Source organism: Levilactobacillus andaensis (genome assembly GCF_016861695.1).
Lineage (GTDB): Bacteria > Bacillota > Bacilli > Lactobacillales > Lactobacillaceae > Levilactobacillus > Levilactobacillus andaensis.
This window is the reverse complement of record NZ_BOLP01000009.1, coordinates 1-25,133: the sequence shown is the minus strand read 5'-3', so window position 1 is coordinate 25,133 and position 25,133 is coordinate 1. Positions and strand designations below refer to the sequence as shown.

The 25,133-nt window shown below is 49.7% G+C and carries 21 protein-coding genes; 4 read left to right on the top strand and 17 right to left on the bottom strand.

All coding sequences use genetic code 11. From position 1 onward, the window contains the following. Positions 1–155: 155 nt before the first annotated feature. From glmS to cdaA, 4 genes are all read right to left on the bottom strand, one after another. Positions 156–1,973 (bottom strand): glutamine--fructose-6-phosphate transaminase (isomerizing), encoded by a 1,818-nt coding sequence (glmS, locus tag JUF10_RS07890; protein WP_203641663.1) that lies wholly within the window; start codon positions 1,971–1,973, stop codon positions 156–158. A 375-nt stretch (positions 1,974–2,348) separates the two neighbouring features. Then, positions 2,349–3,704, bottom strand: coding sequence for a phosphoglucosamine mutase (glmM, locus tag JUF10_RS07885; RefSeq protein ID WP_203641662.1), 1,356 nt, complete (start codon positions 3,702–3,704; stop codon positions 2,349–2,351). Positions 3,705–3,738: 34 nt separating this feature from the next. Further along, a complete protein-coding gene (locus tag JUF10_RS07880) occupies positions 3,739–4,710 on the bottom strand; it encodes a CdaR family protein (protein WP_203641661.1) in 972 nt (323 codons plus the stop codon). Continuing rightward, positions 4,710–5,558 carry a diadenylate cyclase CdaA gene (gene cdaA / locus JUF10_RS07875; RefSeq protein ID WP_203641660.1) on the bottom strand — a complete coding sequence of 283 codons (849 nt, stop codon included), beginning with the start codon at positions 5,556–5,558 and terminating at the stop codon, positions 4,710–4,712. The genes JUF10_RS07880 and cdaA overlap by 1 nt, the downstream gene beginning before the upstream one ends. Positions 5,559–5,805: 247 nt before the next feature. Between cdaA and JUF10_RS07870 the strand changes: the two genes are divergently transcribed. Next, positions 5,806–6,465 carry a DUF1361 domain-containing protein gene (locus tag JUF10_RS07870; protein ID WP_203641659.1) on the top strand — a complete coding sequence of 220 codons (660 nt, stop codon included), beginning with the start codon at positions 5,806–5,808 and terminating at the stop codon, positions 6,463–6,465. A gap of 880 nt (positions 6,466–7,345) precedes the next feature. Here the strand turns inward: JUF10_RS07870 and JUF10_RS07865 are convergent. Both JUF10_RS07865 and murB read right to left on the bottom strand, forming a co-directional pair. Continuing rightward, a complete protein-coding gene (locus JUF10_RS07865) occupies positions 7,346–9,478 on the bottom strand; it encodes a cation:proton antiporter (RefSeq protein WP_203641658.1) in 2,133 nt (710 codons plus the stop codon). 18 nt (positions 9,479–9,496) lie between these two features. Continuing rightward, positions 9,497–10,408 (bottom strand): UDP-N-acetylmuramate dehydrogenase, encoded by a 912-nt coding sequence (murB, locus tag JUF10_RS07860; RefSeq protein ID WP_203641657.1) that lies wholly within the window; start codon positions 10,406–10,408, stop codon positions 9,497–9,499. 231 nt (positions 10,409–10,639) lie between these two features. On the opposite strand from murB, the gene JUF10_RS07855 reads away from it, so the two are divergent. Further along, positions 10,640–11,404, top strand: a complete 765-nt coding sequence (locus tag JUF10_RS07855; protein ID WP_203641656.1) for an exodeoxyribonuclease III — start codon at positions 10,640–10,642, stop codon at positions 11,402–11,404. A gap of 25 nt (positions 11,405–11,429) precedes the next feature. Further along, a complete protein-coding gene (locus JUF10_RS07850) occupies positions 11,430–11,966 on the top strand; it encodes a 3'-5' exonuclease (RefSeq protein WP_048732322.1) in 537 nt (178 codons plus the stop codon). A 320-nt stretch (positions 11,967–12,286) separates the two neighbouring features. Here JUF10_RS07850 and JUF10_RS07845 read toward each other — a convergent pair whose 3' ends face one another. The 5 genes from JUF10_RS07845 to JUF10_RS07825 form a co-directional block, all read right to left on the bottom strand. Continuing rightward, positions 12,287–13,303: an aldo/keto reductase gene (locus JUF10_RS07845; protein WP_203641655.1), complete on the bottom strand. Its 1,017-nt coding sequence runs from the start codon at positions 13,301–13,303 to the stop codon at positions 12,287–12,289. A gap of 798 nt (positions 13,304–14,101) precedes the next feature. Beyond that, the gene (locus JUF10_RS07840; protein ID WP_203641654.1) at positions 14,102–14,617 is read right to left on the bottom strand and encodes a GNAT family N-acetyltransferase; all 516 of its coding nucleotides are present in this window, start codon (positions 14,615–14,617) and stop codon (positions 14,102–14,104) included. After that, entirely contained in the window at positions 14,614–15,087 is a 474-nt protein-coding gene (gene tsaE, locus JUF10_RS07835) for a tRNA (adenosine(37)-N6)-threonylcarbamoyltransferase complex ATPase subunit type 1 TsaE (RefSeq protein WP_203641653.1), read from the bottom strand. Before tsaE ends, JUF10_RS07840 begins: the two co-directional genes overlap by 4 nt. Positions 15,088–15,294: 207 nt before the next feature. Next, the gene (gene pta / locus JUF10_RS07830) at positions 15,295–16,272 is read right to left on the bottom strand and encodes a phosphate acetyltransferase (RefSeq protein ID WP_203641652.1); all 978 of its coding nucleotides are present in this window, start codon (positions 16,270–16,272) and stop codon (positions 15,295–15,297) included. Positions 16,273–16,314: 42 nt separating this feature from the next. Beyond that, positions 16,315–17,034 (bottom strand): uracil-DNA glycosylase, encoded by a 720-nt coding sequence (locus JUF10_RS07825; RefSeq protein ID WP_048732330.1) that lies wholly within the window; start codon positions 17,032–17,034, stop codon positions 16,315–16,317. Between the two features lie 123 nt (positions 17,035–17,157). Between JUF10_RS07825 and JUF10_RS07820 the strand changes: the two genes are divergently transcribed. Then, complete coding sequence (locus JUF10_RS07820; protein WP_203641651.1) at positions 17,158–17,715, top strand: LURP-one-related/scramblase family protein; 558 nt, start codon at positions 17,158–17,160, stop codon at positions 17,713–17,715. Positions 17,716–18,011: 296 nt separating this feature from the next. Here JUF10_RS07820 and JUF10_RS07815 read toward each other — a convergent pair whose 3' ends face one another. The 6 genes from JUF10_RS07815 to JUF10_RS07790 all read right to left on the bottom strand — a co-directional run bounded on the left by JUF10_RS07815 (position 18,012) and on the right by JUF10_RS07790 (position 24,529). Next, complete coding sequence (locus JUF10_RS07815) at positions 18,012–18,758, bottom strand: amino acid ABC transporter ATP-binding protein (protein ID WP_203641650.1); 747 nt, start codon at positions 18,756–18,758, stop codon at positions 18,012–18,014. 126 nt (positions 18,759–18,884) lie between these two features. Next, positions 18,885–19,358 carry an SsrA-binding protein SmpB gene (gene smpB, locus JUF10_RS07810; RefSeq protein ID WP_203641649.1) on the bottom strand — a complete coding sequence of 158 codons (474 nt, stop codon included), beginning with the start codon at positions 19,356–19,358 and terminating at the stop codon, positions 18,885–18,887. A gap of 15 nt (positions 19,359–19,373) precedes the next feature. Continuing rightward, positions 19,374–21,791 (bottom strand): ribonuclease R, encoded by a 2,418-nt coding sequence (rnr, locus tag JUF10_RS07805; RefSeq protein WP_203641648.1) that lies wholly within the window; start codon positions 21,789–21,791, stop codon positions 19,374–19,376. 19 nt (positions 21,792–21,810) lie between these two features. Next, positions 21,811–22,554, bottom strand: a complete 744-nt coding sequence (locus JUF10_RS07800; protein ID WP_203641647.1) for an alpha/beta hydrolase — start codon at positions 22,552–22,554, stop codon at positions 21,811–21,813. A 78-nt stretch (positions 22,555–22,632) separates the two neighbouring features. Then, positions 22,633–22,869, bottom strand: coding sequence for a preprotein translocase subunit SecG (gene secG, locus JUF10_RS07795; RefSeq protein WP_125575696.1), 237 nt, complete (start codon positions 22,867–22,869; stop codon positions 22,633–22,635). Between the two features lie 97 nt (positions 22,870–22,966). After that, positions 22,967–24,529: a ClC family H(+)/Cl(-) exchange transporter gene (locus JUF10_RS07790; protein ID WP_203641646.1), complete on the bottom strand. Its 1,563-nt coding sequence runs from the start codon at positions 24,527–24,529 to the stop codon at positions 22,967–22,969. Between the last annotated feature and the right edge of the window lie 604 nt (positions 24,530–25,133).

Genomic DNA, 25,133 nt, shown 5'->3' with positions numbered 1-25,133 from the left:
GATTTTCGCAAGTAAAGGACACCTGAATGGGCCCTTCTCTGGCCGCTATAACATACTCAATTCTGCCATAGTGCGACTAGTCCCTACCCTCACCCGCGTTTGAATACAAAAAGAGCGACCACAGCAAGTAGTCGCTCTCCAGAAACAAGCTTTAATTATTCAACGGTAACACTCTTAGCCAAATTCCGTGGCTTGTCAACATCCAAGCCCTTGTTCAAGCTGGTGTAGTAAGCCAATAACTGGGCTGGCACAACGCTCAACAATGGCATCAACATTTCGTCAACGTCAGGTAAGATCAAGTCGTCGCCGTCCATGGCTAAGCCCTCACGTACGATGGTCATGGTCTTAGCGCCACGGGCAATCGTTTCTTGTAAGTTGCTCCGCGTCAATCCAGCAGTCTTGGCCTGGGTGATGAAACCGATAACCGGCGTCCCCTTTTCGATCAAGGCAATCGTCCCGTGCTTCAACTCACCAGAAGCGAATCCTTCACATTGGATGTAAGAGATTTCCTTTAACTTCAAGGCAGCTTCCAAAGAAACGGCGTGGTCGAGACCCCGGCCAATGTAGAAGGCCCGGCTCGTATCCATCAGGTAGTCATTGGAAATCTTTTCCAACTTGTCCTTTTCGTCAACGATGGCTTGCATCCCCGTAGCAACCAAACCAAGTTGTTGACGGATATTGAAGTCTTGGGCAACGATTTGGCCCGTCTTTTCACCCAAGGCCTTGGCCAAGATAGCTTCCAACGCAATTTGCGCGGTGTAAGCCTTGGTTGAAGCCACGGCGATTTCAGGACCGGCATGCAACAGCAACGTGAAGTCTGCTTCACGAGACAACGTGGAGTTCTGCACGTTGGTGATGGTCAGGCTTGGGTAGCCAGCATCGTTGACGTTAACCAGCACTTCACGACTGTCGGCCGTTTCACCAGACTGCGTCAAGAAGATAAAGAATGGCTTCTCGGACAGCATTGGTTGTTCGTAGGCAAATTCGGAAGACACGTGAACTTCCGTTGGGATGTGAGCTAATTTTTCAAAGAGCCGCTTCCCAACCAAGCCAGCGTGGTAACTAGTACCAGCACCCACAATGTACAGCCGGTCAGCCGCACGCATGGCATCGATCAGCTTGCTGTCAAATTGAGGTTCGCCGTGTTCTGACAAGTAGGTTTGGGCCAACTTGCGCATCACGTTAGGTTGTTCGTCAACCTCTTTCAACATGTAGAATGGGTAAGTCCCTTTATCGGTTTCGTCAGCGTTCATGTCAACGTGGAATGGCTTCCGTTCTACGGCATTACCATCGGCGTCTTGGATGGCCACCTTGTCTGGCGTGATGGTCACCACTTCGCCATCCATCAGTTCCAGGAAGTCATGTGTTTCGCGCAGCATTGCCAAAGCATCGGAGCAGACCACGTTAAAGCCGTCACCAACACCGATCAACAGTGGGCTCTTGCTCTTCGCAACGAATAACGTATCTGGTTGTTCGCGGTCCATCATCAGAAAGGCGTAAGAAGACCCCTTTAAGAGACTCAATGTCTTCAGGAAGGCTTGCTTAGCGTCCAAGTTGTCTTCGATAGCAAACTTGTCGATCAATTGAACGACGACTTCAGTATCGGTTTGGCTTCTGAAAGGCACATCACTTAAGTACTTGGCCTTCAGTTCTTGGAAGTTGTCGATGACCCCGTTGTGGACCAGGTAGAACCGGTCGTCGTTAGAGAAATGTGGGTGCGCGTTGTCCACGCTAACCACACCATGAGTAGCCCAACGCGTATGACCGATCCCGGTTGACCCGTGAACTTCTGGTGTGATCTTTGACCGTAACTCAGCGATCCGACCCTTAGTCTTTACTAAGTAGTCTTGCCCCTTCTGGTCGTTAACGTAAATTCCGGCTGAATCGTAGCCGCGGTATTCCAACTTTTGAAGACCGTCAACTAAAATCTTAACGGCATTGTCATTACCCGTAACTCCAACAATTCCACACATAATTTTTCTTCCTTTGCTCGACACCAGTTTCGGATTACCGAAAGGGTCGGATAGTTTTATGATTGAAAATGTATCAGTTTTCTTCAGAATTGGTATAGACTGAAACCAACTGAAAAACATTTCTGAATGACTATACTTTACAGCGTTTGAGCAGGGTTGTCAATTATAAAAATCCATAATGGTCTATGATTATTTTCATAACCATTTTTCAGCATGATGATGTGCGGCTAATTCCTTGACTGGCAAAGGTTAGGCGGCCACATCATCATGCCATGAAAAGAAAGCATTCAGTAATTATTTCATTCCAAAATCTTTTCTGTAAAAAAAAGAATCTGGGTCTTTCAATCCAGATTCTTCAGAATTACAGTTTGAAATTTATTCCACGCCAACTTCGGCCCGCACAACGTCTGCGATTCGGTCAACGTAGCCCGCAACGATTTCTTCGGTTGGAGCTTCCGCCATGACCCGCAGGAGTGGTTCGGTCCCGGAAGGCCGCACTAAGACCCGCCCATCGCCGTTCATTTCTTTTTCAACGGTGGCGATCATTGCTTGCACTTGAGGATTTTCCAAAGCGGCTTGCTTATCGGCAACCTTGATGTTGACCAACTTTTGCGGATAAGTCGTCACGTCAGCGGCCAATTCGGACAATTTTTTGCCGGTGACCTTCATGATGTGCAGCAACTGTAGGCTGGTCAACAGGCCGTCACCGGTCGTATTGAAGTCCAGGAAGACGATGTGACCGGACTGTTCGCCACCCAGATTGTAACCGGACTTGAGCATTTCTTCGACCACGTAACGATCCCCGACCTTGGTCTTCACTGACTTCAGTTCGTGAGCAGCCATGGCCTTGTACATCCCCAGGTTACTCATGACCGTCGTGACGATCGTATCCTTCTTCAGGCGACCGTGTTCAGCCATGTACTTCCCACAGATGTACATGATCTTGTCGCCATCAACAATGTTCCCGGCCTCGTCAACCGCGATACACCGGTCACCATCACCGTCAAAGGCCAACCCAATTTGCGCGCCCTTTTCCAAAACAAATTTTTGGAGTTGTTCTGGATGCGTTGAGCCGACTTCGGCGTTGATGTTCAAGCCGTTAGGCGTCGTGGCAATCGTATCGAAGTCCAGGTTCAGGTCAGCGTACAAGCGTGAAACCAAGCTACTCGTAGCCCCGTTAGCGGAGTCGACGGCAATGTGTAAGCCTTCCAAGTCATCCGCAATGGTTTGTTCCAGGAATTGAATGTACTTTTGGCTACCTTCTGAGTAGTCTTCGACCGTGCCTAAACCATCCGTGGTTGGCCGTGGTAATTCATCCTTTTCGCCGTCCAAGAGGGCTTCGATCTCTTCTTCCATGTCATCGGACAGCTTGTAGCCGTCGCTCCCAAAGTACTTGATTCCGTTATATTCAACGGGGTTGTGAGAAGCCGTGATCATGACCCCGGCAGCGGCACCCTGCGTCCGCACCAAGTAAGCAACGGCTGGCGTAGAGATGACGCCTAACCGCAAGACTTCGATCCCGACGGACAGTAACCCGGCAACCAACGCATTTTCCAACAACTGACCAGAGATCCGGGTGTCCCGGGCAACTAAGACCTGGGGGTGGACATTTTGACTGTCCGCGTGTTGGGTCAAAACGTACCCGCCAAAACGGCCAACTTTAAAAGCTAATTCGGGCGTTAAATCTTGGTTAGCAACCCCACGCACACCATCGGTTCCAAAATACTTCATCGTAAAATTCCTCATTTCTCAACTTTGTTTTTCGTTATTTCGAGACAGCCTTGACCGTGACCTTAACCGTCGTCGGATCAAAGGCTGTGACGTTGTTATCGCTAGCATCGAGGGTCACCGTCTTCGTCGCCGTCTTCTTGACATCACTGACGTCGACATCTACGGTCGCTTGATTCAGCGCCTTAAGCTCCGCTGTGCTCCCATAGGCCGTGACCTTATTCACGTTACTAGTTAGTTTGTACGTCGTTCCGGACGAGCCATTTTGCGCATTTAAGTTCAAGCTGACTTTTTTACTCTGACCATCGGACGTTACCGGCAAATTGACCGTCGTGGTGGATGGCGTCAAGATGACATTGACCGTCTTGCCACTACTATCAAGTGCCTCAATGACGGCTTGACTGTTGATGGTCTTCTTGGTGTTCTGTGGCACCGTCAATTGGGCAACGACCTGCTTCACGCGCGCAATTTCATTGGCCGCACCCGTGGCCTTAACGGTCGTGGTGTCGGTCGTAGCCTTACCCGCGGTATAGCCGGCCGCAATATTGCGACTCGCGTACTGCACCTTCACTGGGAAAGAAACGGTCCGCCGTGGCTCAATGTCCACGGAGATTTTTGCCGGCGAAATGGTCGACTCGATCTCGTGGTTCAAGCCCTCCTGATGTAGGGTCACCTTATGTTTCCCCACGCCTAGATTACTCAACGCCGCGTAGACCTTGAAATTCTGGGTGTTGGCAGTCGTTGTGACTAACGCCAAGGGTCCTCGCAAGGTCACTTTGACCTTCTGCGGGTATCCGGTCACAAAGTACTTATTACTGTTCACGTTCAACTGCAAAGGTACCGAGACCGTCATCGTCTTGGTCGCCGTCAACGACGTGTTGTTGGTCGAATTGGTCGACTGCGAATTGCTTGAACTGGACTTGGTGCTGTTGACGTAGAAAAACAACAGTACCGCCAGGATCAAGGCTAAGATTCGGTACAGCCACGTGGTGTAACGCTCATTTTTCATTAGCGCCGCCCCCCTCGGAAGCGCTCATCGAACCAATCGAGCGCCTTAACTAAGAAGTTCCCATCATTAGTGGATTCCTCATTAACCAATTCATTACGCAAAAACTTCAGGTAATCGGCCTGCGTCAATCCCCGAATCAACTCATTGTTCTTCGTGATCGACACTTCACCGGTTTCCTCTGAAATGACGATGGTCAACGCATCCGTCACCTCAGAAATACCGACCGCCGCTCTGTGCCGCGTTCCCAGTTCCTTTGGAATCAGATTACTCTCAGACAAGGGAAGGTACGCCGCCGCAACGGCAATGCGATTGTCCCGAATGATGACCGCCCCATCATGCAGCGGCGTGTTCGGGATAAAAATGTTGATCAACAATTCACCGGTCAACTCGGCGTCTAGCTTAATACCGGTCTCGATATAGTCTTCCAGTCCCGTGTCCCGTTGAATGGTCATTAACGCCCCAATTCGCCGTTTAGACATGTACTGAATGGCTTTATCCAAACCTTCGATCATCTTGGTGGCTGCTTCGTTCTCGTGACGAACCCGCACAAAAATCGACCCGCGACCTAAGTGCTCCAGTCCCCGCCGAATTTCCGGTTGAAAGACAATGATGATCGCGATAACACCCCAGTTGATGACCAAGTCGACCAACCACGATACCGTATTCAACCCCACGTAAGTACTAATGAACTTGACGATCAAGATCAGGACCACGCCACGGAAGAGCTGAATTGCCTTGGTTCCGCGTAGCATCACAATCAGCTCGTAAATAACGAACCAAACGACCAAGATGTCGAGTAGGTTGACTAAATTCCCTAACGTAAGGAGTTTTCCCCAATCTAGGTTCATGACTTTCCCTCCAAATCGAATTCAAATTTTATTATAGCACGGCGGCCTCAACATTTCGCCTTGAATCCCAACAAGTCGTGGAAAGTCGCTGGAAACTGCGTCTAAAACTTACGGATTCCTTAAAGTATAATCGGCGAGTTATTTTCAGGAAAATAATCTGTTACCATAGAAGTCATATTCCGTTTACTGACAGCAATTTCGCTGTAGAATGGAAGTAGAAACTTGGCGAAAGGATTGGTGATGGCTTATGAATCGGCGTGCCCGATGGGAGATTCGGATTTTCTTTGTCGCGTGGCTCATTTTTCTCTTTTTTCGCGCAAAGGATCCGTTCTCGTTCTTAGTCCTCAACACCTTCTTGGGGTACATCCCCATTGAACTGAGCTTCCACATTGGTCGGCAGCGACCGCGGGCGTGGCTCTTTTGGCCGATTGTGCTGGTCTGGTTGTTGTTCTATCCCAATGCGCCTTACCTACTGACAGATCTGTTCCACCTGTCGCTCCTGCAGCCCTATGCTGTCAGCGGTCTGTTGCGGGTCACGCCACACCTGTGGATCTACTTTACCTACATGATCGTTAGTGCCATTAGCTGTTCGTTCTTAGGCTTCTGGAGCCTTAACTATGTCAGTGAGTGTATCAGCCTCAGATTGGGTAAAGGCAATGCCGTGGTCCGGTTACTGGTTGTTGTCGTACTGACCTTCTTAACGTCGGTGGGCCTCTACATCGGCCGCTTCTTGCGGATTCACACCGTCTACTTGTTCCTGAACCCCGAGCAATTTATTCGGCCGCTGATGGACATGTGGACGCCGAACATGTGGATTTTCGTGGGGTTGATGACGTTTATCCAGCTTTTCTGCTACTGGGTCCTCTACCTCATCATGACCAACAGCCGGCAGACGGTTGATGATTGAAAATTAAATTTGTTACATTGGCTAGACTTGGTCGCACTCCGGCTGCCAGGGATTCCGCCTGCTGTGGGGACGCTCCGGACTGAGGGGCGGTCCTCCGACTCGATTTGAAGCCGCGCAGAATCACCGCGTCTCCAAAGTCGCCCACGATGTAAGCCAGGAAAGAACCCTGACTAACATCGTCGTCACGGCCGGCTACATCCCTGGCCTCCTACGGCTAGTATTTTCCACCACCTAAAATTAACCGTTAAATCCTGAATGAGCTAGAACACTTCACCCTTCTTGGTTGTGAAACGTTTGGGCTCTTTTTGTTTACAGCAATATGAAGAGCCTCCTAACAGCTAACCAGTAACACAAGTTGACCATATATCTGTCATCATCTTCACGTTAGCTTCTAATCAGCACAATCAATTACGCATCACCAACTTCTCCATCCGTTACGCGACTATCTCATTCCTTTTAAAACGAATCAATTCAAAAAGGCTCCACAGACTGCAGTTTAAGCACTCTGTGGAGCCTTTTTAATTTATAGTTTACCTAACTCATCCACTACGATAATTCCAGCCAACACCAACGAAATTGTCAGCCACTTCCGAAACACACTGGAAAACTTAACAACTGCTAATGAAAACTTAACAACTGCTAATGAAAACTTAACAACTGCTAATGTGGAAACATCAGTCAGAGCCGGAGGAGGCCAGGGATGTAGCCAGCCGTGATAATGGCGTTGGCTGGCGTCCTTTGCCAGCCTAGGCCATGGGCGATTTGAAGACACGTGATTTTGACGTGGCTTCAAATCGAGCGAGAAGCCCGCCCTTCGGCTGAAGCGTCCCCACAGCAGGCGGAATCCCTGGCAGCCGGAGCGCGTCCAAACTACACAGTCTTAGCCTTCCTCGTTGTTCAAGGACATGACAAGAACGTTTTCGGAGTAGTTGACGTATTGGCGGAGATGGGACGCCATGTTCCAGGTAATGTTGCCCGCCTCGAGCAGGGTTTGAATTCCCGTCCGTTCGGCCCCGAGTGCCCGCACCCGCAACTTGTTGATCTGGTGTTGATACTCTTCCTCGTGGGTCGGTGCCGTTTCGGCCTTGGCCCGTTCGATACGGTTCCGGTACTGAACCAGCAAATGGTAAACCGCTTGGTTATCAAACTGCGTCTCGTCCACGTCGGAACTGGCGAGGTACTGCGACAGCGACTTGATGGCCGCCTTCGCCGTTTCCCGTTCGACCAAATTGTTTTCGGCGTGCAACCGCTCCGTATTTTCCGAATGCAACCAGTAAGCGGCATTCCGGAACATGTGCTTGAAGAAGACACGCCAATACTTCAATACACTGGGCATGGTATGACCAGCGACCTGCGTCAGCCGACTCTCCATGTTTTCAATTCGCCGCAGGGCCCCGACATAGCTGGTCTGCGTAATCTTTTCTGCTTGGCGTAGCTCTTTCAACGACTCCCGTTCACCGGCTAGTGTGACCTGGCGCAAACGAATTTCATCGTCCAAAACCTTCTGCATGGCCGTGTCAGCCCGATAGTTCATTTCCAAGCGTCGAATGATAAATTGGTAGTCTAAAATTAAATCATACGCCGCCCGTTGATTGTTCGGCCGTCGTTGCTCCTCAATTTTAGAGATGGCTAGGCGCATGATGTAGGCACGGGCCTCGTCCTCACTGATCTGACGCACCGGTTCGGCTGGAATCTCCTCCCCATCGGCATCTAAATCAATATCATTGGCCCCCTCATCGCTCGCACTGGCCCGCGTCTGTAGCGGTTGCCCGGACGTTGAGATCAACGGCAAGGTAATCGTGGCGGCCACCAAACTGATGATGATGACCCCGGAGGCAACGAAGAGCATCAGCGCACGCGTTGGGAAGCCGGCGCCGGACGCTACGGTCATTGGCACGGAGAGCACCCCGGCCATGGTCACGGCCCCCCGGACACCAGACAGCCCGGACAGAATCGACATCCGAATGCCCGGTTGTTCCTTCCGTGAGCGGTTATTTAAGCGTTCGTACAGCACGTACCCGTAGGTCCAAACCGTCCGAATCACCACGATGATCACCCAAGTAATCAGGGCAAAGAACAGCGCTTCCCAAGTATTAAACTGGCCACCCTTGATGACCTGTGACGTCGCCACGGGAAGCTCGATTCCAAGAATCACGAACACAATTCCGTTCAGTGAATAGATAATAATGTCCCAAACTTTTTCTGTGACTAATTTTAATTCCGGTGAATCCTCTACGATCCGGTTTTCCCGGGCATGATAGAGCACCCCAGCCGTCACTACAGCGATAACGCCAGACGCATGAGTGATCTCTTCGGTCACCAGGTAGACCACAAATGGCGTGGCAATCTGTAAGACCGTGTTGAAGATCACGTCATCGATACCCTGCCGGCGCAAAATGTCCATCAATAATTGAATGGCCGTCATAATGATCAGCCCGGATAAAAACCCGACGATACTGATGTAGAAGAAGTCGCCGACCGCCGTTCCCATTGAGAAGGCGCCCGTGACCGTGGCTGCGATGGCGTATTTAAAGGCAATCAGTCCACTGGCATCGTTGATCAAACTTTCGCCACTGACCAAATGTAACAAGCTTTCCGGTAACTTGGCTTGCTTCGAAATTGATTGCACCGCCACCGGGTCGGTCGGTGATAAAATGGCCGCCAACGCAAACGCCACGGTTAATGGCATCTTCGGGATCAACTCGTAGATCAAGAAGCCCCCTAAAATCGTGGTTAGGAAAACTAGCCAGATGGCGTTGGCAAAAATCGGCCCCCGCAATCGCCAGAGCTCCCGCCGGGGAAAACGCCGGCCATCATTATATAGCAATGGCGCAATGAACAAGAGCAAGAACCAATCAGTCTCTAGTGGCACTTCAAAGTGCCAGACTAAGGCGATAATAAGACCCAAGGCAATTTGAATCAAGCTGACTGGAATAAACGTGAGGTAGTGACTGATAATATTAGAGAACAGAACTAACACGATCAACAGGATCACTGCTTCAACTATAGGCACATATGGTTCCCCCTTTTTCTATTTTTCAGTCGTTGGCTTCTCGCCAATGATGCGGACTTCCGTCTCTAACTGAACGTTATCTTCTTTTAAAATAACTTCCTGAATATGGTGAATCAATTCCAAATAATCCGTGGCTGTCGCATGGTCGATATTCACGATGAACCCGGCATGTTTCGTGGAGACTTGCGCGCCCCCCCACTTGAGGCCTTGCAAACCAGCCTCTTGAATCAGTTGGCCGGTATAATGACCTGCGGGACGCTTAAAGACACTCCCACAAGAAGGCAACTCCAGCGGCTGTTTAGCAGCTCGCCGGGCGTTCAGGTCATCCATTTTAGCTTGAATGGCCTCGCCATCCCCAGTCGTTAAGGCAAAGGTTGCCGACAAAACAATGTCGTGATAATCCTGAATGGAGCTGTGGCGGTAACCGAAGTCGAGCTCTTTCTTCGTCAACGTCCGAATTTCACCTGCTGGCGTCAAAACTTCCGCCGACAACGCGACCTCACTGATTTCGCCGCCATATGCCCCGGCATTCATGAAGAGTGCACCACCCACGCTACCGGGAATCCCAGCAGCAAATTCCAAGCCACTCAGTGAATGGCTTTGGGCCACTTGCGTCGTCTTGATCAACAACGCCCCGGCCTCCGCGGTGACCGTTTCACCCGTACTGGTAATCTGGTTCATTTCGGTCAGAATCATCACCAAGCCACGGATACCGCCGTCACGAACGATTAAGTTGCTGGCGTTCCCCACCACCGTCACGGGCAGATCCTCTTGTTTCGCGTAAGCCAACAAGGACTTGGTCTCCTGAACGTTCGTTGGAAAGGCTAAATAGTCGGCAGGTCCCCCGGTCTTCGTGTACGTGTAGTGGGCCAAGGGCTCATTACGCAAAATTTTTACCGCAGGAAATACCGTTGCTATATCTTCCATCATCGTGATTATCCTCTCGTTTCGCAAAGATTTACGTTCCGTTTTGCCAGTGACTGGTCCAACGGAATTAATCGTCAATAGACCTATTTTACCATGAAAACTAGTCAGACCGACGGCGAACGCTTCATTTTCAGTAAAATCTCTTGATTCTGACAGCGAGGCCCCGTAGGCACTCCGAGACGTTACCAATCGCTTTTTCTGGTATACTAAAATGAGTTAGTGGAGGTGCCGAAAATGAAATTTATTTCGTGGAATGTAAACGGCCTACGGGCAATTGTGAAGAAGAATTTCGTCGAAACTTTTCAGGACTTGGATGCCGATTTCTTTGGGATTCAGGAAACCAAGTTGCAGGAAGGCCAGATTGATCTCGACCTGCCGGGTTACTATCAGTATTGGAACTACGCCGAACGCAAGGGCTATTCTGGGACGGCGCTCTTTACCAAGCACAAGCCGTTGAACGTCCTTTACGGCATCGACGCGCCTGATTTTGACCACGAGGGCCGGACGATTACGTTGGAATATCCCGACTTCTACGTACTGACCTGTTATACACCAAACTCCGGTAGTGGACTGAAACGTCTCGACTTTCGGATGGGTTGGGAACAAGCCTTCCTGGCGTTCGTGAAGAAGCTTGATGCCAAGAAACCCGTTATCTTCTGTGGTGACCTGAACGTGGCCCACACGGAGATCGACCTGCGCAATCCGAAAACCAATCACAAGAACGCTGGTTTTACGGACGACGAACGGGAAAAAATGACGGCGTTGTTGGCGGCCGGTTACACGGATACCTTCCGCTATTTCAACCCCGACGCCACCGACCGGTATTCCTGGTGGAGCTATCGTTTCCATGCCCGCGACAATAACGCCGGGTGGCGAATCGACTACTTTATCACCAGTCAACGTTTGGACCCACAACTCAAGAAAGCAGAAATTTTAGACCAAATCATGGGGTCCGACCACTGTCCAGTAGAACTGGACGTCGACGGACTCACCGTTTAACCGATTAAGAGAGGAAGATGTCTTTGTGAATTTTGTTGCCATGGACTTTGAAACGGCTAGTGGCAAGCGATACAGTGCTTGTTCCCTGGCCCTGACCATCGTCCGCAATAGTCAAGTCGTCGATGAATTTTACACCCTGATCAAGCCAGATACCGATTTTTTCTGGCGAAACGTCCAGATCCACGGTATCCACGAAGCTGATGTGGCTAACGCGCCGGCTTTCCCCGAAGTTTGGCAACACATTGCGCCGTTCTTCCAACGCGACCGGCTCGTGATTGCCCACAATGCGCCATTTGACAATGGGGTCTTGCGGAGCACGTTGGAACACTACAACCTACCGACTGCGCGCTACCTCACGCTAGACACCGTGAAAACTAGCCGCAAGTTCTTCCCTGAGTTTCCCAATCACAAGTTGAATACTGTTTGTGATGAACTCAACATCGACCTGCACCATCATCACAATGCGCTCGACGACAGCCTCGCTTGCGCCAACATTCTGCTGTACGAGGCCAACCATTTCGGGACGCAACCGCTGAAATCGTTTGTGACGGTGAATGCTTAGTATTGCTGACGAGTTAGTTGTAAATTGACCGCCTGCGGCTTCCAGGGACTGCGCCTGCTATGGGGTCGGTTCCAGCCTTTGGCTTCCACCTCGACTTGAAGCCCCGCAAAACTCGCGTGTCTTCAAGGTCGTCCCACGCTGTAACCCGGGAAAGAACCCCGGCTAACACCGTCGACACAGCTGGCTACGTCCCTGGCTTCCTTCGGCTAGGATTGTATTTAAATTTAACAATGCGTTAAGCGAAAAAGATTGGTACCGTCTGACAATTCAGATAGTACCAATCTTTTTATTTAGTCCAAGCTGTTCAACGCAAATGAACTCTACTTCTTATCCCAATCAATTGGTGCCTGTTGTGCCAAAATTTGGTCGATCTGGTTCAGTTCGTCCGTTGTGAAGTCCAGGTTTTTCAGCGCCGCAACGTTGTCGACAACTTGTTCTGGGCGGCTAGCACCAATCAGGACACTGGCGATTGCCGGTTGTCTGAGATTCCAGGCCAACGCCATTTGGGCTAGGCTCTGGTTACGTTGCTTGGCGACTTCATTTAACGATCGAATCGTTTGCAAGGTCTGCTCCACCTGGGCCGGATGTAAGAACGGAATCGTCGTCTTGTTTGCCCGTGAGTCTTGAGGAATGCCGTTCAAGTATTTCGTTGTCAGCAGGCCTTGGCACAACGAGCTGAAACTAATCGCCGACTTGTGCTCCCGCAGTAAGACTGGCAGCACGTCGTTTTCGATTTCCCGATTCAGCAGGTTGTAGCGCGGTTGGTGAATGATAAATGGGGTATGTAATTCCTTGAAAATGTTGGCAATAGCCTGCGTCTGGGCCCCGTCGTAGTTGGAAATCCCTACGTAGAGGGCTTTTCCTGAACGAACCAGTTGGTCCAACGCCAGGGCCGTTTCCTCGGGATTAGTCGCTGGGTCAGCCCGATGACTGTAGAAGATGTCAAAGTAGTCTAACCCTGTTCGTTTCAAACTCTGGTCGGCACTGGCAATGATACTTTTCCGCGAGCCCCAGTCGCCATAAGGTCCGGGCCACATGACATAGCCGGCCTTGCTGGTGATCACCATTTCATCACGATAGGCGTGCATGTCAGTTGCCATGATGCGACCGAAGTTTTCCTCGGCACTCCCAGGTTCTGGTCCATAGTTATTGGCCAGATCATAAGACGTAATCCCCAGATCAAAAGCCTGATGAATGATGGCCTTTTGATTGTCGTACGCGTCCACACTCCCAAAATTATTCCAAAGTCCAAGACTGATGGCCGAAAGCTTTAACCCACTATCCCCAACTCGGTTATAAACCATTTGATCATAGCGGTGTTCGTTCGCCTGATACATATCCAAATTCCTCCTCATCGTCGCTGATTCTTGATGACATCATAGTCTAAGGATAACGCTTTCATCATTAAAAAGGAAAGCTTGTGGAAAAATCGTTGGTGGTGACTGGTATCGGACAACGCCCAGTCGACTAGTTATGACCTTCTTTTTTTGAACAACGTGATTAAAAATAATGCGCACGTGACAAGCGGGCCGAACAGGATTAGTAAAAGGCTTATCAACAGATGCTCACACAAAACGTAAGCAAGACTAAAAATTTCACCAATACTTCGAGTGCTCCCGATTGAGTATTGCCATGGAGATGCCGTCATCCCATTTGATGCCTTTCCCCTATCATTCTTAACAAACAAGTATCCTAATTTACCCCTTAACCATGGATAACATACTAACCAGCTAAAGAATATCCACACTGTATATGGGGTTATAGGAACCCTCCAACCGTTCTTAGTATTCCAAGCAAGTAGAATTGCCATTACAACTATCCCATAGAGCAAGAACACCAAATATCTCAGCACCCTTTTCCCCATTTCATCTTTCCCCCTTAAAGATTCTCTAATTTTTCTACATATCGCGTTTCAATTGCCAAAACGGATAATATATTGAGTTCTGTGCCGGTCGCTACTCTGCTCACAAATTATATCATATGACCGACTCATTCAATACGCTCCCTAATACCAGGTGTCTTGTTTTCTCTAGCAGAGTCAACTCATTCTAACGATACAAAAGGGAGTGTAACCAATTGTACAGTTACACCCCCACTTCAATTTATCTAGTTACCGACACACCGTTCAGACGCCATCATTTTTTCGCCAACGGATAAACCATCTCCACGGCCGTGACCTGCTCACCATCATCGTCAGTCACCATTTCTGGCGGCGTACTAGTCCGCTCGAAACCCATCTTCTGGTAGAGTTTCATCGCCGCCACGTTACGCGTTTGAACAATCAATCCCACGGCTTCCAGCTCACTCGCCGTTTCTGCCCAGTACAGGGCTTCGTCGACCAAAGCGGTACCGATGCCCATGCGCCAGTACTTCTTTTCCACGGCAATGCCGAGTTCACCCACGTTACCTTGGGGTGTTGGCGAAATTGAGCAGACCCCTAGCAGTTGCCTATCCAGACTGGCCACCAACAATAAATGCCGCGGACTCTGCCGAATCTGGTCGAGCTGGTCGGCCTCTTGGGCAGCACTGATTGGATCGTCGGCATCGACCAAACTAAACGTATCACTCTCTTGTTGTAATTGCGCTAGTAGCGCCAATAATTTCTTGGCATCGGCCGCTCCTGGTAGCCGAATGCTGACTTCTTCACTCATGCTTGTGCGTCCTCCAGGTGTTGAACCAGTTGACTAAACCGTTCTCCCACGGGCTCAAACCGCAACGTTCGTTGATTCTCGCCGGCGTCATCGTCGCGTTTGAAGACCACCCGCAAGTAGTCCGCTGGCAATTCGTCAGCGATGAAGGTCGACCACTCGATGACGTTGACCCCGTCACCGTTGAAATATTCGTCGAGGCCCAATTCATCCCCGCCGCCTTCTTCCAACCGGTAAACGTCCATGTGGTATAACGGAATCCGGCCACCCTGATATTCACGGATGATGGTGAACGTTGGACTCTTCACGTTGCGCTTGATGCCTAATCCAGCTGCTAATCCTTTGGTAAAAGTTGTTTTGCCAGCGCCAAGATCACCGTCCAGTAAAATAACATCGCGCGGCTGTAACCATGGTGCTAACTCCTGACCCAAAGCCATGGTGGCCTCTGGCGTCGTGACTGTGACTTCAAACATTCGACTAACCCCTTTAACGAACAAAATAATTTACGCAACAGTGCTCACTAATCCGTTGCGACCGAGTCTGTATTCCCGTCATTGGTAACTCTCCAATTCAAATACTAACACGACGGGCCTTAATTTCAACCTCACAAATAATACCCGGACTGCTGATAAATAGCAATCCGGGTACTCATTTGATGTGATTAAATTTAGTAACTCATTTTATTTAACAGATTGAGCAGCCGTAATGATAGCGACCTTGTAAACGTCCTCTTCGTTGCAGCCACGAGATAAGTCAGAAACTGGCTTGTTCAGGCCTTGCAAGATTGGGCCGATGGCTTCAAAGCCACCGAAGCGTTGAGCAATCTTGTAGCCAATGTTCCCAGATTGGAGTTCAGGGAAGACAAAGACGTTGGCGTGACCAGCGACCTTGGAATCCGGTGCCTTTTGGGCAGCAACACTAGCAACAAAGGCAGCATCGAATTGTAATTCACCATCCACAGCCAAATCAGGGGCCGTTTCATGGGCAATCTTCGTGGCTTCTTGAACCTTGGTGACCATGTCGCCCTTGGCAGAGCCCTTAGTGGAGAAGCTTAACAGGGCGACCTTAGGATCGATGTCAAAGACTTTCGCCGTTTGGGCACTTTCAATGGCAACTTCGGCCATTCCAGCAGCATCGAGTTCAATGTTGATGGCGCAATCAGCGAAGACGTAACGTTCGTCACCCTTTTGCATGATGAACGCCCCACTGATTCGGCGAACGCCTTCTTTTGTCTTAATAATTTGTAAGGCAGGACGAACCGTGTCCCCGGTCGCGTGAACCGCACCAGAAACCATCCCGTCAGCTTGGCCCATGTAGACCATCATCGTCCCAATATAGTTAGGATCTTCCAGCATTTTTTCGGCTTGTTCAGGGGTGTTCTTCCCTTTACGCCGGGCCACTAAGGCATCCAGCATTTCTTTGTGCTGGTCAGCAGGAATGTTGGCTGGGTCGATCAGTGTGATTGGTGTCAAATCAATGGCGTGGTTCGTTGCCGTCGTTTCAACATCACTTTGCTTACCCAAAACAATAACCTTGATCAAACCATCAGCGGCTAACCGACTTGCGGCGCCCAGAACCCGTGGGTCCTCCCCTTCAGGGAAAACGATGGTTTTGTTTTTACCAGTAATTTTTTGCTTAAGACTATCGAAAAGTTCCATAGATGATGACCTCCATAAAATATCCCACGAATCAATTCTCTTCTATGCCTGGTTGGATGCGGTGGTTGGCCCATCATCAACGGTAACGTGTTCTGGCAGTTGCCAATCGATGGGGGTTTCCCCTAATGATGTGAGTGCGATGTTGGTCTTTGAAAATGGTTTGGAGCCAAAGAAGCCGCGATAAGCGGACAGTGGGCTCGGATGGGGCGACTGTAAAACGATGTTGGTCTGCGTATCGATCAACTTGATCTTGGACCGCGCCGCACTGCCCCATAAAATGAAGACAACGGGTTCGGGCCGTTCGGATAATTTTGCAATGGCAGCATCCGTTAACCGTTCCCAGCCGTGACCTTGATGTGAAAAGGCCTTGCCGTCACGAACGGTCAACACAGAGTTCAACAGGAGCACGCCCTGCTTCGCCCACTTTTCCAAATAGCCATGGTTAACTGGCTTGATTCCGAGATCACTCTCGAGTTCCTTATAAATATTCTGCAACGACGGTGGAATCGGCGTTCCTGGCATAACAGAAAAGCTGCACCCATGTGCTTGTCCCGGATTGTGGTACGGGTCTTGGCCCAAAATCACCACTTTGACCTGACTAAACGGCGTCCAATCGAACGCGGTAAAAATATGGTACATGTCCGGATCAATTCGGTAGTGCTGATACTCTTCCACTAAGAATTGACGAAGCTCTTGGTAGTAGCTTTGCTCAAATTCGGGCTCAAGTACCGGCCACCAGTCATTATGAATAAACGGTTTCATTCCCAACACCTCGCCTTTTATTCTATCATAACGCCAGCCGAAATGATATTATCGAACGTCTCCTCGTAAAACATGTTAAAATGGGGTCAACTGGTTTTACTGACCAAATTAAGGAGGTGCCCCATGCGTAAATTGTACCTGAATCAGGCTGCCCTTTCCGCGCGGGCAACTACGGTTATCCGGGATGCGGATAACCAGTCGTGCTACCTTCTAGTTGGTAAATGGGGAATGCGCGCGGACGTGCTGTCCGTCTACACAATTGCGGGGGAACTAGAAGCCGAAGTCAAACAAGAAACGTTGGGACTATTGCCCAAGTTTCGTCTGCTATACCATCGGCAAACAGTGGGTCGCGTCAACAAGACTTTCGGGGTGATTCGCGAGGTGTTGTTTGTTCGTGGTCTCAACTGGGTCATCTTGGGCAATCTTAACAGCGGTCACTTTCGCATTACGCATGGGAAGGACACCATTGCCACAATTGACCAAGTCCGTGCATCTGGCGGGGCCACGGTGGAACTCACCATTGATCAGCCTGATCACGAGGCACTGATCATCTGTTTGGCAGCCATTCTTGATCGGTGGGCCAAGCACCAGGAACACGCTTTTAATCCGCTACGGAGTCGGGCACTTAATCCCGGCACACTGCCGTCTGGCGCCGTTCCCTTCACCACTAAAAATAAATGAATTTAATACAAAACGACCCGGGACATTGTCTCGGGTCGTTTTTCTCTATTCTGTGGCTGGGTTGAGTCTTATGTATCAACTCTTTATCAAATAATACCACGTTTCGTTAACAAATTAAATGAATAACTCTTGCAATATTTTTGAATTAAAAGTTTAACCAGACAACTAACTTTCACCCTGTGCCTGAATCTAATCTTTCTAATATCGACGAACCACGCCAAAAGAGGGTCTGAGACAAAAGTTTCAGACCCTTTTTTGCGCTCCGAACATATTTGGTCGAAACGTCAACAAATCACTTAAATGTTCAGGACCTTATCCAAAAACTCGCGGGTCCGGGCATTCTGCGGATGCTCAAAGACATCGGTCGGCGTGCCAGACTCCTGAATAATGCCATCGTCCATGAAGACGACCTGATCGGCAACATTTTTAGCAAACCCCATCTCATGGGTGACGACCACCATGGTCATGCCATTTTCTGCCAACTGCTGCATGACGTGAAGCACATCCCCCACCATCTCGGGGTCGAGCGCGGAAGTGGGCTCGTCGAACAACATGATTTCCGGGTCCATCGCTAAGGCGCGCGCAATCGCCACGCGCTGTTGCTGCCCACCGGATAGTGAATTCGGCATGGCCGTCGCCTTATCCTCCAAACCAACCTGTGCGAGAAGTTTCTTCGCCTGGTCGTTAGCCACGGTAGCACTCACTCCTTTTAATTGAGTTGGTCCCAACGTGATGTTTTTCAAAACCGATAGATGGGGAAATAAGTTAAAGTGCTGAAAGACCATCCCAATATTTTCCCGAATCTGATTTAGATTGACGTGCGGATCACCAATCCGCTGGCCGTCAACTTCTACCGTCCCACTCGTGATGTCTTCCAAACCGTTCAGGCAGCGTAGAAAGGTACTCTTGCCGGAACCTGAGGGCCCAATCATGCACAGGACTTCTTGCGCATAAACGTCTAACGTGATGCCTTTCAAGACTTCGTTACCAGCGAAGGCCTTGTGTAAATCGGCGACGTGAATCTTAACTGGAGTTGTGCCCATAACCTGTTAACCTCCCGAATAATCCATTCTAGACGAAAGGCCTGGGACAATCCCCAGGCCTTTCATGTGTTCAACTCTATATTGCCGAAGCCGTGCCGAAAAACAGCCGGTTCCGCTTACTCATTATCAGTAACGTTTCATGACCCGAGCAATCTGACGGTCTTGTTCCCGCCGTTTAATGGTTTCTCGCTTGTCAAACTCACGTTTCCCTTGCGCAACGCCAATCAGTACCTTGGCAAAGCCATGCTTCAGGTAAACCTTCAGTGGGACTAGGGTGACCCCTTTGTCCTTCGTAGCAAGGCCTAAGCGCCGAATCTCCTTCTTGTGTAACAGGAGCTTCCGATTACGTAGTGGGTCGTGATTGAAGCGGTTCCCTTGAACGTACTCACTGATGTGCACGTTCATTAACCAAGCCTCGTTGTTCCGAATCTGCGCAAAACCATCTTGCAAATTGATTCGCCGTTCCCGCATCGACTTGATCTCGGTCCCCGTCAAAACGAGTCCCGCCTCAATCGTATCCGTCACCGTATACTCATGACGAGCCTTTCGATTTTGAGCTAAAACATTATCTGGTGTTTTCTTGGACTTTTTCTTGGCCAAGTTCTGTCACCTCGCTTAGTGACGACCACCTTGTGAGTTGTTACGGTGTTGACCACCATTACCATTGGAGTTATTCCGTTGGTGATTGCTGCCATTACCGCCTTGTTGGTTCGATGGTCGTTGATTCCCGTTACGGTGGTTTCCATTACGGTTACCGCCGCTGTGTTGATTGTTGCCGTTGCCGCGACCATTGCTGTTGTTGCTCCGGCCGTGGAAATTGCCACCGCGAGAACGGTGCTCACGGTGTGGTAATAAGTCACTCGTTGGCGCTGCCTCTGGATTTAACAATTCAAAGTCAATTTCGCTCTGTTCCTTATCAACGTGAATGACCTTAACCCGAATTGGTTGACCGATCCGGTAAGTCCGCCGCGTGTTGCGACCGACTAAGGCCAGGTACTTTTCAACGTATTCGTAGTAGTCATCTTGCATCCGGCTGATGTGAATCAAGCCTTCGATGGTGTTTGGTAATTCGACGAACATCCCAAACTTCATGACGGAACTAACGACGGCATCAAATTCTTCGCCGACGTGGTCAGCCATGTATTCAGCCATCTTCATGTCGTTGGTATCACGTTCTGCGTCAATGGCCCGTCGTTCAGCTTCGGACGTGTGCACACCGATCTCTTCCAAGATAGGAGCAAACTTTTCCTTGCTGGCGTCGTTGATGCCATGGTCTTCGTAGTAGTGAATCATCCGGTGAACCATGGTATCTGGGTAACGACGGATTGGCGACGTAAAGTGGGTGTAGAATTCCGCACCCAACCCAAAGTGACCTAAGGATTGATCGGCGTAACGGGCTTGTTTCAAGCTCCGTAACATCATCACAGAAACCATGGCTTCTTCTGGCTTCCCAGCAACTTGCTTTAAGACACCTTGTAGCATCTTAGGACGCAAGTGGTTCGGGTCACCCTTAACGTTGATCCCGAAGGCCGTTAAGAATTCGAAGAAGCTCCGGACACGGTCACCATCTGGCGTTTCGTGGACCCGGTAAAGGAACGGCACTTTGGCACGGAAGTAATGTTCCGCAACCGTTTCGTTGGCAGCTAACATGAAGGATTCGATCATCCGTTCAGCCAAGCCACGAGTCCGCAGCTTAACGTCAATGGCGTGACCCTTGTCATCCACAATGATTTCAGCTTCGCGGTCATCAAAGTCAATGGCCCCACGATGCTTCCGTTGCTTCAGTAAGATCTTGTGTAATTCGCCCATTTGTTCAAACATTGGGACGAGGTCCTTGTAACGGTCCATCGTCAATTGGTCATGGGATTCCAGGATTTGGTTAACGGCCGTGTAGGTCATCCGCGCCTTAGAACGCATAACGGATGGGTGAATCCGGTGCTTCACAACGTGACCTTCTGGATTGATTTCCATGTCACAGCTCATGCACAACCGGAGTTCGCCTTCATTTAACGAACAGATTCCGTTGGATAAACGCCGTGGCAACATTGGAATAACCCGGTCTGTCAGGTAGACACTGGTCCCCCGCTTGTAAGCTTCCTTGTCCAAAATAGAATCTTCTTGAACGTAATGTGACACGTCCGCAATGTGGACCCCTAAATGGTAGTTCCCATTAGGCAATTTCCAAACGGTAACGGCATCATCCAAGTCTTTTGAAGACTCGCCATCAATGGTGACCAAATCTTGCTTAGTGATGTCTTCACGGCCGGCCATTTCTTCTGGCAAGACGTGATCTGGAATTTCGTCAGCAGCCTGCATGACTTCTTCAGGGAATTCTGACGGAATGTTGTGTTGGTAGACAATCTGTAAGATGTCGATACCAGGATCGTCCACGCTACCAATGACTTGTTTAGCAATCCCAACCATCGCATCTGGATGTTCAGGACTTGGGTATTCCGTAATTTCTGCGGTCACCACTTCACCCGGTGTCGGGTTCAAGCCAACGTTAGTCACGTAGAACTTGTACTTCATGATCTTCTTGTCGGTCAAACGAACTTGGCCTAAGTAGCCCGCGTCATCATCGGTCTGGAAGAATTCACCAACGACTTGTTCGTAATGGTGTTCCACGATTTCCGTGACTTTACCTTCGGGACCCTTACCACTGCGAGGGTCACCGGCACGAACGATTTCGATCTTAACCGTATCGCCGTTTAAAGCCCGCAATGTATTATCAGGCGCAATATAAGCGTCTGGTTCAATCTTGTTTTCATCGTAAGCAACGAAGCCGAAGCCCTTGTCGTTACCATGGAAAATCCCGGTCAACGTCCGTTGGCTAGGATCCAATTGAAAATGACCGTGGTCGGTAACTTGTACCAGACCATCCCGTTCCAGTTGTGCTAGCTCTTGTACGATCAGTTTAAAAGCAGCTGAGCCGTGGTAATGCAGCGCATCTGAAATATCTTCTACTGTGTAGTTCTGGTCCGAGTGTGCTCGGAAGAACGCTGTTAAATCGGTTCTTAATGTATTATCTTGCACTATCGATTCCTCGTTATTTTTAAAAGATTGTGTGTAAAAAAGTTAAAATATCTGTTTCCAGAGCATGGTGAGCCGCATTCACGGTTAGAACGTGGCCCGCTCCCGCATACTCATGGAAATCAATTTGATTAGTTGGATAAGCATCCGCCAACCACTTACCGGACCGCGGGTCGATCATTTGATCGGCATCCCCTTGTGCGATAAAGACGGGCTGCTTGATTCTGTCTAAGTGAGTCGCTGTGGTATCCGCAAAGGCTTGAATAGCGGTTAACTGGGCATCAAGATGTGCCTGCAACCAAACCAAGCGTTGCGCGAGCTCTTCACCAGCCAGGTGTTGGGCCTGATAAGTTGCGCGTGCCATCTCAATGAAGGCACTGGGAACATTAGTCTGTCCCTTAAAGATCACCGGAGACGCAATCGTCCCCCCACCTAACAGATCAGCATCCGTTTGCAAGGCCCGAGTGGCAAATAAGCCACCCAAAGACAGGCCAAAGATGGCAATCTGTTGATAGCCACGTTGCTGTAAGAACGCGATGGCATCTTGCGTATCTTGCCACCAGCGTTGTGGTGATCCTTCTTTCAGAATATCTGCAGGGTCTCCCGTTGCGTGGCCAGTAAAAATCGGTGCCAGCACGGTGTAATGCTCGCTCTCTAACCGTCGCGCCAATAAGCGCATATCGTTAGAACTACCCGAATAGGCATGGAGCAGAATAACTGCTCGGGGCCCCTGCTCGAAAAAGAGCGGGGTTGGTTTTCGAATCATATCAAACCACCACTTTCCGCAATTTTTAGATAGTCTGTAAAAAAGCCCCCTGTAACAAACGAACAGGAGGCCACTTCTCTAGTGTGAAGATAGATATACTAAAGCCATTGCCAGTCCAAAGAAAAGTGCACCCAAGACAACCGTGACCTTTTGCATGAATGCTTCAAAACCGCGGGGCTTTGCCTTCGCAAACAGGTCGTCCGCACCACCAGATAAAGCGGACAACGCGTCGTTGGTCTTAGCGGGCTGCATCATTACCGCGATAATGATGAGCACGGCGACAATTAAAATACACGTCATTAAAAAATTATACACAAATTTGCCTCCTACCTATTCAAATAGGTCTAATAGGTCTAACTATACTCTTCCTAATTTATCATAGTCAGCCCGTTTTTACCAGTCCCGAGCTTGCTTAATTCGGGATATTCTGATGCACATCGTTTCGCCGAATCCGGTCTAACTGCTGACGCACGTAAGCGCGATTCTGCTGATACGTGAAAATTATTAACGTATCACCCGTTCTGAGAATGGTGTCCCCGTGGGGAATAACCTCACGTTCACCCCGGCGGACACTGACGAGCAGTGAGCCCACTGGCCAGGATAAATCCCGAACCTGTTCACCGGCAATTTCAGAACTTTCCTCAACCGGATATTCCAGTCGATCCGTTGGTCCCTGTGAACTGGAAACGGCTGGTTTGACCATCCGCTCCAACATAGCTTCATAAATCGGCGCGCCACCCAGAATATCAACGGTGATGTACGCCACGATCGACACAACTGCCAGTGGCATCAAGTGCTGCAACGTCCCGACCATTTCCGTGATTAATAGAATCGCTGTAAATGGCGCCTTGGAAATCCCGGCAAAATAGCCCGCCATCGCGTAGATCATGAAGTTGGCCACAAACATCTTTGGCAGCCACCCTAGTTCAACGAAGCTCCGAGCACCAATTGCACCCAGCAAAGCTCCCAGCGTCAGAATCGGTAGGAAGATCCCACCAGGTAACCCTGACCCATAGCTAACTGTCGAAAAACAGAAGCGGAGAATAAAGTAACCAATCAGCGGAATCAGCAATGGTGTGTGTTGAGCGAACCCAACGATCATCTGATTCCCGCCACCCAATGTTTCTGGCCATAATAGGCCGATTGGAATGACCAGTAGAAATGGCACAACGCCATTTAACCATTGCGGCAACACCTTTAGTTTAGCATACCAATCGCCGCTATGTAACGTTGCCCACTGATAGCCAAAGCCCAATAGCCCCAAGCCAATTCCCAGAATAAGCAGCAAACCGTAATATTTCAACGGCAAGGCTTGTTGGAAATTGATGTGTAAGACTGGCGTAAGACCGAAAACTTCATTCGACACGAAATTAGCGACGACCGCACTGGTTAGCGCCGTCAACCATACTAACGTGGAGAAACTGTGGTAGACTTCTTCCAAAATAAACAGTGTCGAAGCAATCGGCGCATTGAAGGCCGCCGACAATCCAGCGGCGGCCCCGCCGGCAATCATCAATCGTCGACGAGAGCCCGTGAAATTCAGCCGTTCTGCAACCCCTTGGGCGACGGTCCCTCCGAGTTGAATGGAAGGCCCTTCACGTCCTAGAAAAAGCCCAGAACCAATGCCTAGAATCCCACTGACAAACTTTTTCCACAGGGCTGGCCACCAGGCATAGTCCAGCTCACCGGCTAGTTGCCCTTCGATCTGGGGAATCCCAGACCCTTTGATCATTGGTGTCTGCTTGGTAAATCGGCCAATGATAACCGCCAGAACCAGCATCAAAATTGCCCAAGGAATGAGCCACAGTGGGTGTTGGCCGAGCCACCCGTAACACCCCTGAACCAAGATTAGGAGGCGCTCAATGGCCAAGCGAAACACACTCACGACTGCTCCAGCTAATAACCCGACTAAACTGCCAAAAGCAATGGCGTTTAGTCGGGTTAGGTCGTGTTGTGTTGGTTGTTTCTGTTTCATCCGTAAGTCCCCCTACTAGTAAATAAATTGTCTATTTACCAGTCTATCACAGTTGGGGAAACGTTTAACGGATAAATCGTCGATAGAGCCAGCCAGTAACCAAACTAAGTAGTAAGCCTAAACCCACAACTTGTGCTGACGAGTGATATTCATTAGTCTGCGGTAACGTCTTATCAGTGTTGGACTGTGCTTGGGAATTCTTCGTTGGCTTAGTATCAGCTAGATGTCGTCTCTGCTTCCCGTGACGCTTTCCTTTCTGTTTTAGTGATGCTTCGCTAGTCAGTGCTGAGTTATCTTCATCATCTGTATCTGGTTGTGACAATTGGAGCGCTGTTGGCTTATTTTGTGCTGGAGCTATAACCGGCACCGTTGCAGTCTGGTTACTTTCTGCATGAGGAGCTGGCGCTTTATTTGGTCTGTTCTCCAAATTATGTGTTCCATTCAAGTTTGGTTTTGTATCTGGTTTCGGTAATGGATGTGGTGTTGGTGTTGGTGTTGGTGTTGGTTCTGGTTTCGGTTCTGGTTTCGGTTTCGGTTTCGGTTTCGGTTTCGGTTTCGGTTTCGGTTTCGGTTTCGGTTTCGGTTTCGGTTTCGGTTTCGGTTT

Coding starts and splice junctions, on each gene's coding strand:
- glmS (WP_203641663.1), bottom strand. CDS start 1,973: ATGTGTGGAATTGTTGGAGTTACGGGTAATGACAATGCCGTTAAGATT.
- glmM (WP_203641662.1), bottom strand. CDS start 3,704: ATGAAGTATTTTGGAACCGATGGTGTGCGTGGGGTTGCTAACCAAGAT.
- JUF10_RS07880 (WP_203641661.1), bottom strand. CDS start 4,710: ATGAAAAATGAGCGTTACACCACGTGGCTGTACCGAATCTTAGCCTTG.
- cdaA (WP_203641660.1), bottom strand. CDS start 5,558: ATGAACCTAGATTGGGGAAAACTCCTTACGTTAGGGAATTTAGTCAAC.
- JUF10_RS07870 (WP_203641659.1), top strand. CDS start 5,806: ATGAATCGGCGTGCCCGATGGGAGATTCGGATTTTCTTTGTCGCGTGG.
- murB (WP_203641657.1), bottom strand. CDS start 10,408: ATGATGGAAGATATAGCAACGGTATTTCCTGCGGTAAAAATTTTGCGT.
- JUF10_RS07855 (WP_203641656.1), top strand. CDS start 10,640: ATGAAATTTATTTCGTGGAATGTAAACGGCCTACGGGCAATTGTGAAG.
- JUF10_RS07845 (WP_203641655.1), bottom strand. CDS start 13,303: ATGTATCAGGCGAACGAACACCGCTATGATCAAATGGTTTATAACCGA.
- JUF10_RS07840 (WP_203641654.1), bottom strand. CDS start 14,617: ATGAGTGAAGAAGTCAGCATTCGGCTACCAGGAGCGGCCGATGCCAAG.
- tsaE (WP_203641653.1), bottom strand. CDS start 15,087: ATGTTTGAAGTCACAGTCACGACGCCAGAGGCCACCATGGCTTTGGGT.
- pta (WP_203641652.1), bottom strand. CDS start 16,272: ATGGAACTTTTCGATAGTCTTAAGCAAAAAATTACTGGTAAAAACAAA.
- JUF10_RS07825 (WP_048732330.1), bottom strand. CDS start 17,034: ATGAAACCGTTTATTCATAATGACTGGTGGCCGGTACTTGAGCCCGAA.
- JUF10_RS07820 (WP_203641651.1), top strand. CDS start 17,158: ATGCGTAAATTGTACCTGAATCAGGCTGCCCTTTCCGCGCGGGCAACT.
- JUF10_RS07815 (WP_203641650.1), bottom strand. CDS start 18,758: ATGGGCACAACTCCAGTTAAGATTCACGTCGCCGATTTACACAAGGCC.
- JUF10_RS07800 (WP_203641647.1), bottom strand. CDS start 22,554: ATGATTCGAAAACCAACCCCGCTCTTTTTCGAGCAGGGGCCCCGAGCA.
- JUF10_RS07790 (WP_203641646.1), bottom strand. CDS start 24,529: ATGAAACAGAAACAACCAACACAACACGACCTAACCCGACTAAACGCC.